The 17,040-nt window shown below is 71.7% G+C and carries 16 protein-coding genes; 4 read left to right on the top strand and 12 right to left on the bottom strand.

The features are described 5' to 3' along the window. Positions 1-119 precede the first annotated feature (119 nt). Entirely contained in the window at positions 120-977 is an 858-nt protein-coding gene (locus AB5J55_RS23010) for a diacylglycerol kinase (RefSeq protein ID WP_369272478.1), read from the top strand. A 61-nt stretch (positions 978-1,038) separates the two neighbouring features. On the opposite strand, the gene AB5J55_RS23005 is transcribed toward AB5J55_RS23010, so the two are convergent. Then, positions 1,039-1,542 (bottom strand): GbsR/MarR family transcriptional regulator, encoded by a 504-nt coding sequence (locus tag AB5J55_RS23005; protein WP_369272477.1) that lies wholly within the window; start codon positions 1,540-1,542, stop codon positions 1,039-1,041. Positions 1,543-1,615: 73 nt separating this feature from the next. Here AB5J55_RS23005 and AB5J55_RS23000 point away from each other — a divergent pair, with 73 nt between their 5' ends. Then, the gene (locus tag AB5J55_RS23000; protein WP_369272476.1) at positions 1,616-2,536 is read left to right on the top strand and encodes an ATP-binding cassette domain-containing protein; all 921 of its coding nucleotides are present in this window, start codon (positions 1,616-1,618) and stop codon (positions 2,534-2,536) included. Then, positions 2,533-4,155 (top strand): ABC transporter permease, encoded by a 1,623-nt coding sequence (locus tag AB5J55_RS22995; protein WP_369272475.1) that lies wholly within the window; start codon positions 2,533-2,535, stop codon positions 4,153-4,155. Before AB5J55_RS23000 ends, AB5J55_RS22995 begins: the two co-directional genes overlap by 4 nt. Before the next feature lie 9 nt (positions 4,156-4,164). Here the strand turns inward: AB5J55_RS22995 and AB5J55_RS22990 are convergent, their stop codons facing one another. From AB5J55_RS22990 to AB5J55_RS22950, 9 genes are all read right to left on the bottom strand, one after another. Then, entirely contained in the window at positions 4,165-4,758 is a 594-nt protein-coding gene (locus AB5J55_RS22990) for a Uma2 family endonuclease (protein WP_369272474.1), read from the bottom strand. 97 nt (positions 4,759-4,855) lie between these two features. Beyond that, positions 4,856-6,076 (bottom strand): cytochrome P450, encoded by a 1,221-nt coding sequence (locus AB5J55_RS22985; protein ID WP_369272473.1) that lies wholly within the window; start codon positions 6,074-6,076, stop codon positions 4,856-4,858. A 47-nt stretch (positions 6,077-6,123) separates the two neighbouring features. Further along, entirely contained in the window at positions 6,124-6,789 is a 666-nt protein-coding gene (locus AB5J55_RS22980) for a response regulator (RefSeq protein WP_369272472.1), read from the bottom strand. Then, a complete protein-coding gene (locus AB5J55_RS22975; RefSeq protein ID WP_369272471.1) occupies positions 6,786-8,123 on the bottom strand; it encodes a sensor histidine kinase in 1,338 nt (445 codons plus the stop codon). The genes AB5J55_RS22980 and AB5J55_RS22975 overlap by 4 nt, the downstream gene beginning before the upstream one ends. 134 nt (positions 8,124-8,257) lie before the next feature. Next, the gene (locus AB5J55_RS22970) at positions 8,258-8,932 is read right to left on the bottom strand and encodes a response regulator (RefSeq protein ID WP_369272470.1); all 675 of its coding nucleotides are present in this window, start codon (positions 8,930-8,932) and stop codon (positions 8,258-8,260) included. Continuing rightward, entirely contained in the window at positions 8,929-10,299 is a 1,371-nt protein-coding gene (locus AB5J55_RS22965; protein WP_369272469.1) for a sensor histidine kinase, read from the bottom strand. The genes AB5J55_RS22970 and AB5J55_RS22965 overlap by 4 nt, the downstream gene beginning before the upstream one ends. A gap of 196 nt (positions 10,300-10,495) precedes the next feature. Next, the gene (locus AB5J55_RS22960; protein ID WP_369272468.1) at positions 10,496-11,734 is read right to left on the bottom strand and encodes an acyltransferase; all 1,239 of its coding nucleotides are present in this window, start codon (positions 11,732-11,734) and stop codon (positions 10,496-10,498) included. Beyond that, on the bottom strand, positions 11,727-12,863 hold the full coding sequence (locus AB5J55_RS22955; RefSeq protein WP_369272467.1) for an alpha/beta hydrolase: 1,137 nt from the start codon (positions 12,861-12,863) through the stop codon (positions 11,727-11,729). The genes AB5J55_RS22960 and AB5J55_RS22955 overlap by 8 nt, the downstream gene beginning before the upstream one ends. 301 nt (positions 12,864-13,164) lie before the next feature. Further along, positions 13,165-14,043 (bottom strand): alpha/beta hydrolase, encoded by an 879-nt coding sequence (locus AB5J55_RS22950; RefSeq protein WP_369272466.1) that lies wholly within the window; start codon positions 14,041-14,043, stop codon positions 13,165-13,167. Positions 14,044-14,239: 196 nt separating this feature from the next. On the opposite strand from AB5J55_RS22950, the gene AB5J55_RS22945 reads away from it, so the two are divergent. Further along, positions 14,240-14,842: a TetR/AcrR family transcriptional regulator gene (locus AB5J55_RS22945; protein ID WP_369272465.1), complete on the top strand. Its 603-nt coding sequence runs from the start codon at positions 14,240-14,242 to the stop codon at positions 14,840-14,842. Here AB5J55_RS22945 and kynU read toward each other — a convergent pair. Then, positions 14,839-16,056 carry a kynureninase gene (gene kynU / locus AB5J55_RS22940; RefSeq protein ID WP_369272464.1) on the bottom strand — a complete coding sequence of 406 codons (1,218 nt, stop codon included), beginning with the start codon at positions 16,054-16,056 and terminating at the stop codon, positions 14,839-14,841. The genes AB5J55_RS22945 and kynU overlap by 4 nt on opposite strands. After that, positions 16,049-16,897 (bottom strand): tryptophan 2,3-dioxygenase family protein, encoded by an 849-nt coding sequence (locus AB5J55_RS22935; RefSeq protein WP_369272463.1) that lies wholly within the window; start codon positions 16,895-16,897, stop codon positions 16,049-16,051. The genes kynU and AB5J55_RS22935 overlap by 8 nt, the downstream gene beginning before the upstream one ends. Positions 16,898-17,040 lie beyond the last annotated feature (143 nt).

Here is a 17,040-nt window from a genome sequence, read left to right as displayed (position 1 = left end):
ACCGGACGCGACCGTCGTTGGCCGCGAACCGTCGGACCGGATGCCCCGGAATAGACGAAGCCCCTGGCGCAATAGCGCAAGGGGCTCTTGCACAAAGATGCTACCCGAGGAAGCGAGGCATGGCCGAGGTGGCGACTTTCGCGACGTCCGATCAGCTGCTGGTGGTGATCGATCCGGTTGCTCGGAGGACGGACGGGGAGTCCGTCAGGATCGCGAAAGACGTGCTCAGCGCGGGTGCGGCGACGAAGGTCTGCCTGCCGGACGATCACGACGAGTTCGCCAGGGCGCTGACCCGACGGGGGTCGCGGCGGCCCGTGGTCGTGGGCGACGACCGGGCGCTGATGCGTGCGGTGACGGTGCTGCATCGGCAGCGGGAGCTGGCCGAATGTGTGCTGTCGGTGGTGCCGGTCGGCGGTGTCCTGGCCCTGGCCGGATCCCTCGGGGTGCCCATGGGGGCGGTGGCGGCGGCCCGGGCGGTGCTGGACGGGGCGGAGCGGCGGCTGGACCTGCTCGTGGACGACAGCGACGGGGTGGTGCTGGGCGCGCTGCGGATCCCGCCGATACGGGACCCCGCCGCGCCGGCCGGGGCCACCGCGGTGGGGTCGATGGCGGGGCGGCCCTGGCTGCGGACGTGTCAGTCGCTCGTACGGACCCTGGTACCGGCACGCGGCACCGCCCCTGCCGCGTCCGGGCCGTCGCGGCTGCGGGTCGAGGTCGACGGGACGACGCTGGTGGACCTCGACCAGCCGGTCGAGGCGGTGTCGGTGGTGCCGGGGCTCGCCGGGGTGGCCGAGGTGGAGGTGCGCCCCGCTTCGGTCGGCGCGGAGGCCTCACCGCTGCGCGCCGAGGGCCGCACGGTGACCGTCTCGGGCGCCCACTTCCGCTACCGGGCCGACACGGCGGTCTCCGGGCCGGTACGCAGACGGACGTGGACCGTGGGCGAGGGCGGGCTGCGGCTGATGCTGCCGGGGCGGTGAGCCGGCCGGCGGGCATGCGGGGTGCGGACGCGGTCGCCGAGGGTGCGAAGAGCCGGGCGGGTCAGCCCTGGCCGAAGGCCTTCTCGCGGTGGGCCCGCCAGCGCTCCATCATCGCCGCGACCTCGGTCTCCACGAACTCGAAGAACGCGAGCGTCTCAGCCAGCCGGCGGCCGGCCGGGGTGTCGGCGCCGAGGCTGGTGACGCCCTCGCGCAGGGCCACCTCCCACCGCTTGAGCACGGCCTCGCGGTTGGTCAGGGCCTCGTACCACTGGTCGCCGTGCACCCGGTAGCGCTCGCGGCGCGAGCCGGGCTCCCGCTCGCGCGTCACCATGTGCGTCTGGGACAGGTAGCGCACCGCACCGGAGACCGCGGCGGGGCTGATGCGGAGCTGTTCGCTCAGTTCGGCGGAGGTCAGCAAGCCTTTGTCGGAGGAGAGCAGCGCGGCGAAGACGCGGGCGGCCATGCGCTGCATCCCGGCCTCGACGAGCTGCGCCGCGAAGGACTCCACGAACTTCGACACGGTCTCCGCGTCCCGGTCTGCCCCTGCGCCGACTGATTCCGTCATGCACCCATCCTATCGAGGGTTTCTACGCTTCCTTAACTTCACAAATTTCTGAAAGAAGCGTACGTTCTGAAGCATGACGAAGGCAATCACCGTCTCCGGACTGCACAAGTCGTTCGGCAGGACGCATGCGCTCGACGGCCTCGACCTGGACGTCGAGACCGGCGAGGTCCACGGCTTCCTCGGCCCCAACGGCGCCGGCAAGTCGACCACCATCCGCGTCCTGCTCGGCCTGCTGCGCGCCGACTCGGGCGGTGCGCAGGTACTGGGCCGCGACCCCTGGACGGACGCGGTGGAGGTGCACAGCCGGATCGCGTACGTGCCGGGTGATGTGACGCTGTGGCGGAACCTGTCCGGCGGTGAGGTCATCGACCTGTACGGCCGGCTGCGCGGGGGCCTCGACAAGCAGCGCCGGGCCCAGTTGATCGAGCGGTTCGAGCTGGACCCGACGAAGAAGGGCCGCACGTACTCCAAGGGCAACCGCCAGAAGGTCGCCCTCGTCGCCGCGTTCGCCTCCGACGTCGACCTGCTGATCCTCGACGAGCCGACGTCCGGCCTGGACCCGCTGATGGAGGAGGTCTTCCAGCGCTGCGTCGAGGAGGAGCGCGAGCGCGGCCGTACGATCCTGCTCTCCTCGCACATCCTCAGCGAGGTCGAGGAACTCTGCGACCGGGTCAGCATCATCCGCAAGGGCCGTACCGTCGAGAGCGGCTCCCTCGCCGACCTGCGCCATCTGACGCGGACCAGCGTCACGGCCGAACTGGCCGGCCCGCCCAACGGGTTGGCGCACCTGCCGGGCGTCCACGACCTCGCCATTCAGTCAATTGAGAGGGGTCAGGGCCACCGCGTGCGCCTCCAGGTCGACACCGACAAGCTCGACGCCGTCCTCAGGTCGCTCAGCGAGTCCGGCGTACGGTCACTGACCTCGACGCCGCCGACGCTGGAGGAACTGTTCCTGCGCCACTACCAGGCCGACGTGAGCGAGGTGGCCCGATGACCACGGCGACCACGACGACCGGGGACCTCGCCGTACGGACCGGCGGCGGCACCCGCCAACTCGCCGGTACGGGCACGCTGTTGCGCTTCGCCCTGCGCCGCGACCGGGTGATGATCCCGGTCTGGGTGGCGGTGAACGCGCTGATGATCCTCTCCATGCCGAACACCCTGGAGAACCTGTACGCCACCCCGGCCGACCGGGCCGACCTGGTGCAGGACACCGCGGCCAACGCCTCCTTCCGCGCCCTGATCGGCCCGGTCTTCGGCGACTCGATCGGCGCCCTGACGGCCTGGCGGGTCGGCGTGTACGCGGGCGCCCTCGCGGCCGTACTGAGCATGCTCCTCGTCGTACGGCACACCCGGGACGAGGAGGAGAGCGGCCGCCAGGAGCTGGTGGCGTCCGGGATGGTGGGCCGGCGGGCCTCCCTGACGGCGGCGCTGCTGACAGCGGCGGTCGCGAACGCCGTACTGGCCGTGCTGGTGACCGCCGGCCTAGCGGGCCACGGCGCGTCCGGCGCGCCGGCGTTCGGGCTCGGTCTCGCCGGGGTCGGCATGGTCTTCGCCACGCTCGCGGCGATCGTCGCCCAGTTCACGGAGAGCGCCCGGCTGGCGCGGGGGCTGACGGCGGGGCTGGTGGGCGCCGCGTTCGTGCTGCGCGCGGCGGGCGATTCGGCGTCGGACGACGGGTCGTCGGCGCTGACGTGGGTGTCACCGCTGGGCTGGCTGGAGAACCTGCGACCGTTCGCGAACGAGCGCTGGTGGGTCCTGCTGCTGTTCGCGGGGGCGGCTGTCGTCCAGGGGGCGGTGGCGTACGAACTCGCCGGGCGCCGGGACGTCGGCATGAGCTTCCTGCCCGCCCGGCCCGGGCCAGCCGACGGCCGCCTCGGCACGGCGGGCGCGCTCGCCTGGCGGCTCCAGCGCGGCGGCGTGCTCGGCTGGAGCATCGGCTTCTTCCTCGCCGGAGTCATCTACGGCGGGCTCACCGACGGGGTGGCCGACCTGGTCGGCGACAACGAGAACGCGCGCGAGATCTTCCAGCGGATGGGAGGCCAGTCCGGCATCACCGACGCCTTCCTCGCCTCGATGGTCGGCATGCTCGGCCTGATCGCCGCCCTGTACGTGGTGGCATCCGTCCTGCGGCTGCACGGCGAGGAGACGTCGATGCGGGCGGAGCCGATCCTGGCGAACGCCGTGGGCCGCCTGCGCTGGGCGGCCGGCCACCTCGTGATCGCCTTCGCCGGCTCGGCCCTGATCATGCTCCTGGCCGGCCTCGGCTTCGCCGTCGGCTACGGCAGACAGCTCGGCCCGATCCTGGGCGCCTGCCTCGTCCAACTCCCCGCGGTCTGGGTCGTCGGCGGCCTGGCGGTCCTCCTGTACGGCCTGCTCCCGCGCGCGGCGATGGCGGCGTGGGGAGTGGCCGGCGCGATCCTGCTGATCGGCTGGGTGGGCCCAGCGCTCGATGTTCCGCAGGCGGTCCTGGACCTGTCCCCGTTCGGATACCTGCCGAAGCTGCCTGGTGGGGGGATGGAGTGGGGGCCGGTGCTGGTCCTCACCGGTCTCGCGGTGGCGCTGGTGGCCGGGGGGCTGGCGGGGTTGCGGCGGCGGGACATGACGACGTGACGGGTCGGATCAGTCGACGTACTGCTTGAGCTTCTCGGTGTCGAGGTCGATACCGAGGGGCTCGGGCAGGGCGAGCGTGTCTCCGAAAGGTACTGTGCGACAGTTGCCGTACCCGACCTCAGGCACCGGATCGCTGTAGAGGTTGGCTCTGCACGCGTCTCGGTCGATCAGCAGGTAGAACGGGATACCTGCGGCGCCGTATGCAATTGGTTTCTCCTTGCGATCGCGCTTGTCGGTGTCGGAGTCGAACGACGTGACCTCGACCACCAGCAGCACGCCGCTCGGGTCGGCCCACTCGCCATGTCCGGCGAAATAGTCCTCGGGCACTACGACCGCGTCAGGGATGGCCCGGCCCTCGCGATACTTCTCCACCCTCAGACCCTGTCCCTGGTACCCATCCAGATCGGGCCTCGCACGCATACAGCGCTCGTTCAACCACACGACAACGCTGTTGTGGTCACCATCGGCCACCTTCTTGACCCCGATCCGTCCGTTGATGAACTCCAACCTGACGGCGTCGTCGGTCTCCTTGGCCGCGAACGCGGCGATCCTCTCAAACTCTTCCACCGACATCTGGGGCGACTGCAACGCGCGCTCTGCCATGACCGTCTTGGTGCCTCCCTTCGTAGGCAGGCACCACCTTGACGAGCCGCCGACGACCTGCGATCGGGATTCGCTCAGTGGTCAGGCGAACGAGTGATCAACCCACCTCGACGCTCAGCCCCTCCAACCCCCGAATCACAAAGTTCGGCTTCCGCTCCGGCTCCGCCGCAAGCCGCAGGGTCGGTGCCTGCTCCAGCAGGGCCGTCATCGACGCCGCCAGTTCGATGCGGGCCAGCGGTGCGCCGATGCAGTAGTGGATGCCCGCGCTGAAGGAGATGTGCGGGTTGTCCTTGCGGGTGAGGTCCAGCGCGGCCGGGTTCTCGAAGACCGTCGCGTCGTGGTTGGCGGAGCCGAACAGCATGGCGATCTCCGCGCCGCGTGGGATCGTCGTGCCGTCGATCTCGATCTCGTCCAGGACCCAGCGTTCGAAGAGCTGCAGCGGGGTGTCGTAGCGCATCAGCTCCTCGATCGCCGACGGGATGAGGGAGTGGTCGGCGCGCAGGGCCGCCAGCTGGTCGGGGTTGCGGAACAGGGCCCACCAGCCGTTGACCGTGGAGTTCACCGTGGCCTCGTGGCCGGCGTTCAGCAGGAGGACCGCTGTCGAGATCATCTCCTGCTCGGTGAGGCGGTCGCCCTCGTCGTACGCAGCGATCAGACCCGAGATCAGGTCGTCGCCGGGCTTCTTGCGGCGGGCCGCGATCAGCTCCAGGAGGTAGTCAGAGAACTCGACCGACGCCCGTACCGCCTTGGTCGCCGTCTCCTCGGACGGGTTCAGCTCGTACATCCCGCAGATGTCCGCCGACCAGGGCCGCAGCTGCGCCCGGTCCGACTCGGGAATCCCCAGCATCTCGGCGATCACCGCGACCGGCAGGGGCTCCGCGACGTCCGTCAGCAGATCACCGCCACCCGCGTCGACCAGCCCCGACACCAGCTCGCCCGCCAGTCCCCGCACATACGGCTTCAGCTGCTCCACCGTGCGCGGCGTGAACGCCTTCGACACCAGCCGGCGGATCCGGGTGTGGTCCGGCGGCTCCAGATCGAGCATCCCGTGGTCGTTCAGGACGTGGAACGGCTCGTGCTCCGGCGGCGGCGCCGTCCGCCCGAAGTCCTCGTGCGTGAAACGGTGCTGGTAAGTCCGCCCGAGGCGACGGTCGCGGAGCAACGCCGAGACGTCCGCGTGGTGCGGGACCAGCCACTGGTTCGTGGGCTCGAACCAGTGCACCCGGCCCCGGGCCCGCAGCTCTGCGTAGGCGGGGTACGGGTCGGCGAGGAACGCCGGGTCCCACGGGTCGAACGCGAGGGCGGAAGGAGCTGCCATGCCCGGACGTTAGCCCCACCTCCCCCTCCCTGACCAGGGGTGTCCGCTCAGCCCGGCGTGACCAGCCGCGCCTCGTACGCGAACACCGCGGCCTGCGTACGGTCCCGCAGGCCCAGCTTCACCAGGATCCGGCTTACGTGGGTCTTGATCGTCGACTCGGCTACCACCAGCCGCTCGGCTATCTCCGAGTTCGACAGGCCCTGCGCGATCAGCACCAGCACCTCCGTCTCCCGCTCGGTCAGGTCCCCGTACGCCGCGTGCGCGGACGACATCAGACGCGGGGAGTCGGACAGCTTGGAGAACTCCGTGATCAGCCGCCGGGTGATGGAGGGAGCGAGCAGGGCCTCGCCGGCCGCCACCACCCGCACTCCGTCAGCGAGTTGGCGTGCCGAGGCGTCCTTCAGCAGGAAGCCCGAGGCTCCCGCGCGCAGTGCCTGGTACACGTACTCGTCGAGGTCGAAGGTGGTCAGCACCAGCACCTTCGCCGCGCCGTCGGCCGCGACGATCTCCCGGGTCGCCTCTATGCCGTTCAGCTCCGGCATCCGGATGTCCATCAGCACGACGTCCGGGGTGAGTTCGCGGACCCGGTCCACCGCTTCCCGTCCGTTGACCGCCTCGCCGACGACCTCGATGTCCGGCATCGCGTTCAGCAGGACCGAGAAGCCCTCGCGCACCATCATCTGGTCGTCCGCGATCAGCACGCGGATGGTCATGAGCCGTCCTCTGTCGTCATGGCGACCGGCAGGAACACGGCCACCTCGTAGCCGCCGTCCTCCATCCGGTCCGCCGTCATCTCACCGTTCAGCATGGTGACGCGTTCCCGCATCCCGGTGATGCCGTGCCCGGCTCCCGGCGAGGGCTTCACGAGGGCCGGCGCGGGCGGCGGCCCGTTGACTATGCGCAGGCCGAGACCACCGAGAACGTACCCGACCTCCACCCGGGCGCCGGCGCCGGGCGCGTGCCGCAGGCTGTTGCTCAGTGCCTCCTGCACGATCCGGTACGCCGACAGCTCCACACCGGGCGGCAGCTCGCGGACCGCGCCGATCACCGTCTTCTCCACGCTCAGACCCGCGTCCCGCACGTTGGCCAGCAGCGCGTCCAGGTCGGCGAGGGTGGGCTGCGGGGCGTCCGGGGCCTCGTAGTCCTCGGCGCGGACGACGCCCAGGACTCGGCGCAGTTCGGTGAGGGCCGCCACCGCGTTCTCCCGGATGGTGGCGAAGGCCCGCTCCAGCTCCGGCGGCGGGTTCTCCACCCGGTAGGGGGCGGCCTCGGCCTGGATGGCGACGACCGACATGTGGTGGGCCACCACGTCGTGCAGCTCCCGGGCGATGTTCGTACGCTCCTCCAGCAGGGTGCGCCTTGAGCGCTCCTGAGCGGTCACGGTCTGCTGGGCGGTGACCTCCTGCCTGGCCTCCTTGCGGGTGTGCCAGACGGCGACGACGAGCAGCATCAGTGCGGAGAGGATGAGCATGGGGCCGGAGTTCGTGCCGTAGTAGCCCGGGCCGAACAGCAGGTCCGCCACGAAGGCGTAGGCCGCGGTGACAGCCCACATGTAGGCGGCCGTGCGTGGTCTGGTGCGTATGGCCACGACCGTCAGCACGGTCAGGTGGCAGATGAAGGTCGCGGGCAGCCATGGCCAGCCGTCCCACGAGCTGCCGAAGACGTGACTGACCGGGGTGGCCGCCATCGACAGCCAGAACGCTCCGACCGGCCGGACCATGGTCAGGAGGATCGGGATCAGGGCGAGCGGGCCGAGCAGCAGCGCGCCCTTGTCGTTGTCGGCGGCGGACATCAGGAGCGTGAGCAGGCCGATCGTGGCGATCACGGCGTGCGGTGTCCAGGCCGCGTACTCCCGCATGCGGCCGGGCAGCCGCCGGGTCACGGGGCCGTCGACCCTCATCCGGGCCAGCGGGCGGTAGGCGAAGGCGTCGTGGAACAGATCCTGGCGCAGCCCCTGCAGGGCGTTCGCGGCCAGCCGGTACTCGGGGCTGCGCGTCTTGGCCCCGTCTCCGGGTGGCGGGGTCGGCATCTGAGTCGTCTCGGTCACGTACAGAACGGTAGGCGCAGGGCCCTGTCGCGGTCGTCCCCAGTGAGAGGGGTTCCTGCAGGTCCATCTCAGGTACTACGGGTATCGCTGCTGGTCGAGGCCAGGTGCGGGTGGCTGGTGGGCCACGGCCCCGCTCAGTATCCGGAGGGCCGCACCAGCCCCGATTCGTACGCGAACACCGCCGCCTGCGTACGGTCGCGCAGGCCCAGCTTCACCAGGATGCGGCCCACATGGGTCTTCACGGTCTGCTCGGCCACGACGAGGCGCTCGGCGATCTCCGCGTTCGACAGCCCCTGCGCGATCAGCGCGAGGACCTCCGTCTCGCGTTCGGTCAGGTCGCCGACCCGTTCCTTGAGCGGGGCCCGGGGCCGCTTGACCAGGCGGGAGAACTCGACGATCAGCCGCCGGGTGATGCCGGGCGCCAGCAGGGCGTCGCCGGCCGCCACCACCCGGACCGCCTCGGCCAGCTGGTCGGCGGAGGCGTCCTTGAGGAGGAAGCCCGACGCACCCGCGTGCAGCGCCTCGTACACGTACTCGTCGAGGTCGAAGGTGGTCAGCACCAGCACCTTGATCTGCGGTGTCGCGGCGGTGATGCGGCGGGTGGCCTCGATGCCGCCGAGTTCGGGCATGCGGATGTCCATCAGCACGACGTCCGGGAGAAGGTCGGCCACCTTCGTGACCGCGTCCAGGCCGTCGACCGCCTGGCCGATCACGTCGATGTCGGGCTTGGTGTTGAGCAGCACGGTGAAACCCTGCCGGACCATCTGCTGGTCGTCGGCGATGAGTACGCGGATGGGGCTGCTCGTCATGCGGTGCCGTCCTTGTCCGGGGCAGGGGCGTGGGCGTGATGGGGATCCTGGGGAACGTAGCCGAGGCCCTCGATGCGCGGGTATGCGGGAAGATACGCGCTCACCAGGTAGCCGCCGTCCGGCGACGGGTGCGCCGACAGGGCACCGCCGAGCATCGCGGCCCGCTCCCGCATGCCGAGCAGGCCGTGCCCCGCGCCCGGCGACGGCGGCGCGGGGCGCTCCGGCCGCGAGTTGGCGACCCACACGGTCAGGCCGCTGCGCTCGTGCACGACTTCGACGCGGGCGGTCGCGCCGGGGGCATGCCGCAGTACGTTGCTCAGCGCCTCCTGCACGATCCGGTAGGCCGACAGCTCCAGGCCGGGCTGCAGCGGGCGGCGCTCGCCGGTGACGTCGAGGGTCACGGTCAGGCCGGCGGCCCGGGTGTTCTCCACGAGGGCGTCGAGCCGGTCGAGGGTGGGTTGGGGGGCGTGCGGGGCAGTGGCCGATCCGGTGCCTGTGCCGGCCGCTGCCAGGTTGTCCGGGGCGTCGGGGTGTTCCGAGCGCAGGACGCCCAGGACGCGGCGGAGTTCGGTGAGCGCCTCCAGTGCGTTCTGCCGGATGCCGTCGAGGTTCTCCCTCAGTTCGTCGGACGGGTTCTCGACGAGGTGGGGGGCGACCTGGGCCTGGATGGAGATGACCGACATGTGGTGGGCGACCACGTCGTGCAACTCGCGGGCGATACGGCTGCGCTCCTCCAGCAGGGTGCGGTGGGCTCGTTCCTCCGCGGTGAGCGTTTCCTGCTCGACGAGTTGGGTGCGGGCCTCTTTGCGGCCGCGCAGGGCGGTGCCGACGACGACTGCGATGGCGAAGACGGTGACCGCCGCGGCGCCGGTGCCGGCGTACTTCGTGCCGCCGAACTGGCCCTGGAGGACGAAGGTGGCCAGGCCTGACACCGCGAGAGCCGCGACGGCCTTGCGGGTGGGGACGCGCAGGGCCAGGAGCAGGAGGACGCCGGCGTGGGCGATGACTTCGGGCGTGGTCCAGGGCCAGTTGGGGGCGGGGGGTGGGTGTCCCGCGATGTGAGGGCGGGCGATGAGGGCGGTGATGAAGGTGGCCGTCAGGCTCAGTGCCCATGCCTGGCCGGGGCGCCACAGGGCCAGGCACAGGGTGATGCCTTGGGCGAAGCCGGCGATCAGGCCGTCGGCCGTGCTCAGGTCGTAGACGGCGCTGAGGTCGTTGCCGCCGGCGAGGGAGACGCCGAGGGCGATCCAGGTGGTGAGGAGGATGGTCAGCCAGCGGAGCCACGTTCTCCCGAAGGGTTTGCGGAGGTTGGTGGGGAGGCTGCGTTTCTTGCGTGCGGGTGCCGGTGCGGGTGTGTGGGTGGGCACGCGGTCTTCGGCCGCGTTTGTTTTCCCACCTGCACCGCCCGTGCGGGCATCGTCGTCGGGTGCGGGTGGCACGTGCGAGGCGTGCTCATGCGAGGCCTGCCCGCCCTCAGCCCCTGCCCCCGCAGCCGGCCCCCGCGAACCCCGCTCCCCCTCGGCAGCCGTCGGCCTCTCCTCCTCGCCATTCACGGGGTCAACACTAGGCATGGCGCTTGGCCTTCGTTTTCCCGCTCTGTCGGGTGGTGTTGGAGCGGATCACCCTGGATGTGCGGCCCTTGGCGCGGCGCGGGCCTTGTTCGTAAAGGCGGAACGTCGTCCAGCAGGCCGTCAGGGCCAGGGTGAACACCGGGAGCCATGCCAGCCGGGCCGCCACCCACGTGAGGTTGTCGGGGAGTGTGTGCAGGCCCGGGAGGTGGCCTGCCAGGAGGCCCGTGGCTGTGGTGGCCATCAGGGCCGTCTGGTGCCACAGGAAGATCGTCATCGCGGAGAGGTTGAGCAGGGCCACCGCCGCCCAGGCCAGGGGGCGGCGCATCGTGCGGCGCAGTGGCTCGCGCAGGAGCAGGGCCAGGCCGCACTGGGCCAGGCCGAAGGTGACTGCGGCCAGGGTCGGCGGGTTGAGGTTGGAGATGCCGGCGCCGGGGACGCCGACCATGGACGCCGGGTAGCCCGCCCAGGCGACCAGCGCCGCCGTCGCCGCCGCGCCGCCCGTCAGCAGGATCCAGCCCGCGCGGCGGCGCTCCAGCTCACCCTGGGTCCACGCCGCGCCCAAGCTGAACGGCACCAGCCAGCCGGCCGCCACGTTCACCCAGCCGAGCCACGCGGGGCCGCCCAGGCCGAAGCGTAGGAGGTCCACATGGAGGACGACGGCCAGGGGCCACAGGGGGTTGAGGCGCAGGAGGAGGGGCGTCACCGCCGTCAGCGCCGCGAAGACCAGGAGGAACCACAGGGGAGACAGGGCCAGTTTGAGCAGGGTGCGGACGGTGTCGATGTCCGTGCCCGAGAGGAGCAGCAGGACCGACGTCACCGTCCACAGGGTGAGGACGGCCGCCACCGGTTTGAAAAGGCGGGACATACGGGACCTCAGCCACTGTCCGTACGTCGTGCCGCGTGCCCGCGCCGAGGTGTAGCCGCGGGTCGCCACGTGGCCGCCGACCAGGAAGAACACGGCCAGGGTCTGGAAGGCCCAGGAGATCGGGGCCAGCCAGGGCATGTGCTGGAGCGGGCTCGCGGTGCGCAGGCCGGACCCGCTGTCCGCCACCAGAGCCGTCACCAGCCAGTGGCCCAGCACGACGCCGAGGATGGCGAAGGCACGCAAGGCGTCGACCGCCCGGTCCCGTTCGACAGGGGTGACGGCGTCGACGCGGGCGGCGCCTTGCCGGATGCCCTCCGGTATGCCCCGCCATGCACCGCGCGCACGCACGATCGTGGACTCAGCCATGGGTCACCTCCGAGGTCTCGCCCAGGACGATGCGGGTCAGGTTCGCCAGGGACGTCGTGCCGGGCCTGAAGTAGTCGCTGTGGCCGCCGTCGCCCGCCGCGAAGACCCGGGCGCCGAACGACGGCGACATCGGGTCGGTGCCGAAGCCGACGGTCGTGCCGAGCAGGTCGAACCTGACGTGCGGGACCTCGGCCACCCAGTCGCCACCGCCACGGGCCGCCCAGACGCGGGCCGGGGTGTGCAGGGCGCCGGCGGTGTCGACGCCGGTGCCGGGGCTGCCTATCAGGGCGATGTCGTCCACATCGAGGTCGGAGGCCGCACGGCCGCAGACCACCGAGCCGTAGGAGTGGCAGAGGAGGGAGATGTGCGGCCCCTCCTCGGCCGGCCCTTTCGACGTGCCGCCCAGGCTCGACCTGCCGCCCGTGCTCGACGTGCCGCTCATGCTCGGCGCTTCGCCCGCGCTCGACGTGCGAGCCGGGATGGCCCGCAGCTGCTGTACGAACTCCCGCAGCTTCGGCGCCGCCTCCTCGGCCCGTCCCGCCGTGGCGACCGTGGCGCCGATCGTGCCCGGTGTCTCGTAGCCGAGCCAGGCCACTACCGCGGTGCGCGTGCCCTGCGGGGCCTCCCGGATGAGGCGTTCGTGCAGCGCGCGGGCGGTGTTGCGAAAACGGTCGTAGGTGTCGATGGACGTGTCTGAGCCGGGGACCAGGACGGCGATGCGGTCGGCGTGCGCCAGGTCGCCGAAGACCTCCGTCGCGAGGCCGGGGCCGCGGCCGTCGAATGTGAGGAAGTGGCGGGACGGGTCGGCCATCGCACGGTCCGCGGCGGCGCGTTCGCGATGGCCGTCGGCCTCGGCCATGCGGGACGCCTCGGCGGCGTTGGCACGGTTGGCGGCGTACGCCTCGTCCAGCGTCGCCGCCGTGACCGGCGCGAGGGCGGCCGGATCCGGGGCGGGTATCTCGGGCCGCGCCGCACCGGACAGCGGGACGACCACGGCACCGGTGATCACGGTGGCGAGCAGCGCCCGACGCAGTCTGTGCGTGCGGCGGGCCTTCTTCGTCCCCCGAGGCCCACTCGGCCCGCTCAGCCCCGGCTCGGTCGGCCCACTCGGCCCGAGCGCCCCGCTCAAGCCCCCCGCCTCGCTCGGCCGACCCACCCTCCCGGACGAGCTCGCCCCCGCTACCCCCGTCGTCCGCCCCATGGTCGTCATCCCTTCCAGCCCGCCCGGCCATCGGGCCTACCTGGAAGGGAAGTTACGGATCCGGACTTGTCGTCCGCGTCATGCCAGGGAGCTCACCTGCGACGTAGCTCTCAGGTACTACGGGTATGAAGGGGCCCTCCATTCAGGGGCCGCTCCGGGCGGGGCGCATGCGGGTGACGGGACAGGTGCGGGTGATGGGATACGTGCAGGTGAGGGGGCACCTGCGAACTCACCACGCCAGCTGCGCGATCTCCTCCGCCACCACCGCGCACGCATCCGCCGCAGGGTCGATCAGCGGGAAGTGGCCGACATCCTCCAGCAGGGTCAGACCGATCACTTCCCCGGCCTTCGCCGCCGCGTCCGCGTACGACTCGGCGACCGCCTGCGGGACCACGACGTCCGTCCGGCCCTGGACGAGCGTCGTCGCGATGCCCGTCGGAAGCAGGAGCGCGGGGTCGGCGTACGGCTGACGCTCGGCGAACTCCACTCCCCCGCCGAGGAGTTGCTGCGCCGCTCCGCCGCAGACGTCCAGTTTGTCGGCGACCGTGAAGTCGGCGATCGGGGCCAGCGCGACGACACCCCGCAGGGGCGCGGGGCGGTCCGTGCGCCAGGGGGCGTCCGCGGGCAGGACATGGCGGGCCGCCACCCACAGGGCCAGGTGACCGCCGGCCGAGTGGCCGGTGGCCACGGTCCGGCGCGGATCGGCCTGCGGGAGCATCTCCCGTACGAGCGCGGGCAACGCGTCCAGCGCGGCGGCGACGTCGTCGAACGTGTCCGGCCAGCGTCCGGCGACCGGGGCGCCCGTACCGGAATCCGCCGCCCCCCGCCGGTACTCCACATTGGCCACGGCGAACCCGCGGCGCGCCAGGAAGTCGGCGAACGGCGTGACATGCCGCCGGTCGTACGGCGCCCGCCACGCCCCGCCGTGCAGTACGACGACCAGCGGAGCCAGGTCGCCCGGAACGGCCTCGCCGCGCGGCGCGTAGAAGTCGATCACCTGGTCGGGGTGGTCGCCGTACGAGGCGATGGCGTCGGGGTCGACGGGTGGGTGCGAGAAGGCGGACTCCTCTTCGGCAGCGGCCCGGGCAGCTGCGACGTCGTCCGGCATGCTCAACCTCTCAGCGACGAAACGGATTTGGACGAAAGCGGGGTGGCGGACCACGCGGGAATTCGGCCGTTGGCGGGGACGGTATCAGGCGGGTGACGTGCGTGAACACGGGGATGTCACGCAGGGTGAGGAGTAAACGGTTCCACTGTTCCGTTACGCTGGGTTCGCAGATCGTACGCGCACCAAGGAGGCCGATATGTCCGCCGAGCCCGGCACCGTACGTCCCGGAGGGCGTACCGCGCGTGTCCGTGAGGCCGTGCTGGGGGCCGCCGGCGACGTACTGGCGGAGCAGGGTCTCGACGGCCTCGACCTCGCGGATGTCGCCCGCCGGGCCGAGGTCGGCAAGACCACCGTGTACCGGCGTTGGGGCTCGGTGACCGGGCTGGTGGCCGACCTGCTCGCCGACATGGCCGAGCAGTCGCTGCCACGCGAGGACACCGGGTCCGTGCTGGGCGACCTGCTCGCCAACGCGACGCTGGTGCAGCGGACGCTGGCGGATCCCCGGCAGGGCGCCCTGTTCCGTGCCGTCATCGCCGCGGCGACCTGCGACGCACGTACGGCGCAGGCGCTCCGCCGGTTCTACGAGGTGCGGGTGGCGGAGTGGGCGCCGTGCGTGGAACAGGGCGTCGCCAGGGGGGAGTTGCCCGACGGGACGGACGCGAAGGCGGTCGTACGGGCGGTGTCGGCGCCCCTTTACTACCAGTTGCTGACGACCGGGGTGATCCCCGACGCCCCCGCCGCGGAGCGCGCAGCGCGGGCCGCGCACGCGGCTGCCGTGGCGGGGGTGTACGCCGACTAGGCCGGGGCCTCCCCCGGGAGCAGCGCCGCCAGCACCCGGGCCGCCCGTTCGACCTCCGCGAACCCCACGTACAGCGGCGTGAATCCGAACCGCAGCACATCGGGATGCCGGAAGTCGCCGACGACCCCTCGCTCGATGAGCCGCTGCATGACCTCCCCGGCGTTCTCGCAGCGCAGGGCCACCTGGCTGCCGCGTTCGTCATGGGCCACGGGGGTCAGCGACTCGACGCGCCCCTCCCCCACATAGGCCCCGACGCACTCCAGGAAGAAGTCCGTCAGCGCCAGCGACTTGGCCCGCACCGCCTCGACCGACACACCGTCCCAGACCTCCAGGGCCGCCTCCAGGGCGAGCATGGAGAGGATGTCCGGCGTGCCGACACGGCCGCGCAGGGCGCCCGCGGCCGGCTCGTAGGCGCGACGCATGCCGAAGGGCTCGGCGTGCGAGGTCCAGCCGGGGAGCGGGGAGTCGAAGCGGTCCTGGAGGTCCCGGCGCACGTACAGGTACGCCGGTGAACCCGGGCCGCCGTTCAGGTACTTGTACGTGCAGCCCACCGCCAGGTCGACCCCGTGCTCGTCGAGTCCGACGGGCAGCGCGCCCGCGCTGTGGCACAGGTCCCACACGGCGATCGCGCCCGCCGCGTGCACGGCGGCGGTGAGGGCCGGCAGGTCGTGCAGCCGGCCCGTGCGGTAGTCGACGTGGTTGAGCAGGACGGCGGCGGTACGGCCGGACAGTGCCGCCGGCACCTCGGCGGGCGTCACGGGCCGCAGCGTACGGCCGGTCATCCGGGCCGCCGACTCGGCGATGTAGCCGTCCGTGGGGAAGGTGGTCGCATCGACCAGGATCTCGTCCCGGCCGGAACCGGCGGACTCCGCCATCCGTACCGCGGCCACAAGTGCCTTGAAAACGTTGACACTTGTCGAGTCGCCGACCACGATCTGGCCCGCCGCAGCGCCGACCAGCGGCGCGATCCGGTCGCCGATCCGCTCCGGCGCGGTCCACCAGCCGCTCTCGTCCCACGAGCGGATGCGCATGCGCCCCCACTGCCGCAGTACGACGTCCTCGACCCGTCCGGGCACGTTCGACGGCAGGGCGCCCAGCGAGTTGCCGTCGAGGTAGACCACCTCGTCGAGCACGAACTCCGCGCGCTTGCCCGCGAGTTCGTCGGTCGCGTCGAGCTTCTCGGCCTTGGCGGCGAGTTCGGCGAACTCAGACATGGGACCTCGCCGTCCACAGCTCCGGGAAGACGTTCTTCTGCGCCCGCTTCTCCAGCCAGGCCACGCCGGCCGAGCCGCCCGTGCCCGCCTTGGCGCCCATCGCGCGCCGGGTGGCGACCAGGTGGTCGTTGCGCCAGCGCCACACCAGTTCGGCGACGTCGGTGAGCGCCTCGCCCAGGCGGGCGAGTTCGGAGTTCTGGTCGCCGGAGTAGATCGCGGTCCAGGCCGCCTCGACCGCCGGCGACGGCTCGTACTTCTGCGACACGTCCCGCTTCAGCACGGTCTGCGGGATCGCGCAGCCGTGCCTGGCGAGGAAGCGCAGCACCTCGTCGTAGAGGCTCGGCTCGTGCAGCGCCTTCTCCAGCTCCGCGTGGACGCGGGGGGCGCCGCGGTGCGGGACCAGCATGGACGCGGACTTCTCGGCGAGCAGGAACTCCATCCGGCGGTACATCGCCGACTGGAAGCCGGAGCCCTCGCCGAGGGCGCTGCGGTAGGAGTTGAACTGGGCCGGCGTGAGCTGGCCGAGCGGCTTCCAGGAGGAGTTCAGGGCGTCCAGTTCCCGCACCGAACGCTTCAGGGCGTCGATCGCCACGGCCGGGCGGTCCTCGCGCAGGGCGCGTGCCGCGGTCTCCCACTCGTGGACGATGACGGTGAACCACAGCTCCATGACCTGGGTCGTGACCAGGAAGACCATCTCTCCGGGGTCGTCGGAGAGGGTGTGCTGGAGATGGGTGAGCACGTCCGCCTTGACGTAGTCCTCGTACGGCGTCGTGCCTGCGAAGTCGAGATTCGGGGTCTCGGGCTCCTGAGTCTCTGCGGACCTGTGAGCCTGCTGGGACATCGCTGTCTCCTGTGTAACTCCGGGTAGCGGTCCGCCCTGCCGTTATCGACAAAGGGGCCCCGGTCCCCACCCGGCATCCTCAGGGATGTCCTCCCGCATCGCAAGGCCCGCCCTCGTCACACCGGCGGGCCCCACGACGGGGG

This window comes from Streptomyces sp. R11, assembly GCF_041051905.1.
Classification (GTDB): Bacteria; Actinomycetota; Actinomycetes; order Streptomycetales; family Streptomycetaceae; genus Streptomyces.
Note: the sequence above shows the minus strand (reverse complement) of the source record. Positions and strands in the feature narration are given on the sequence as shown.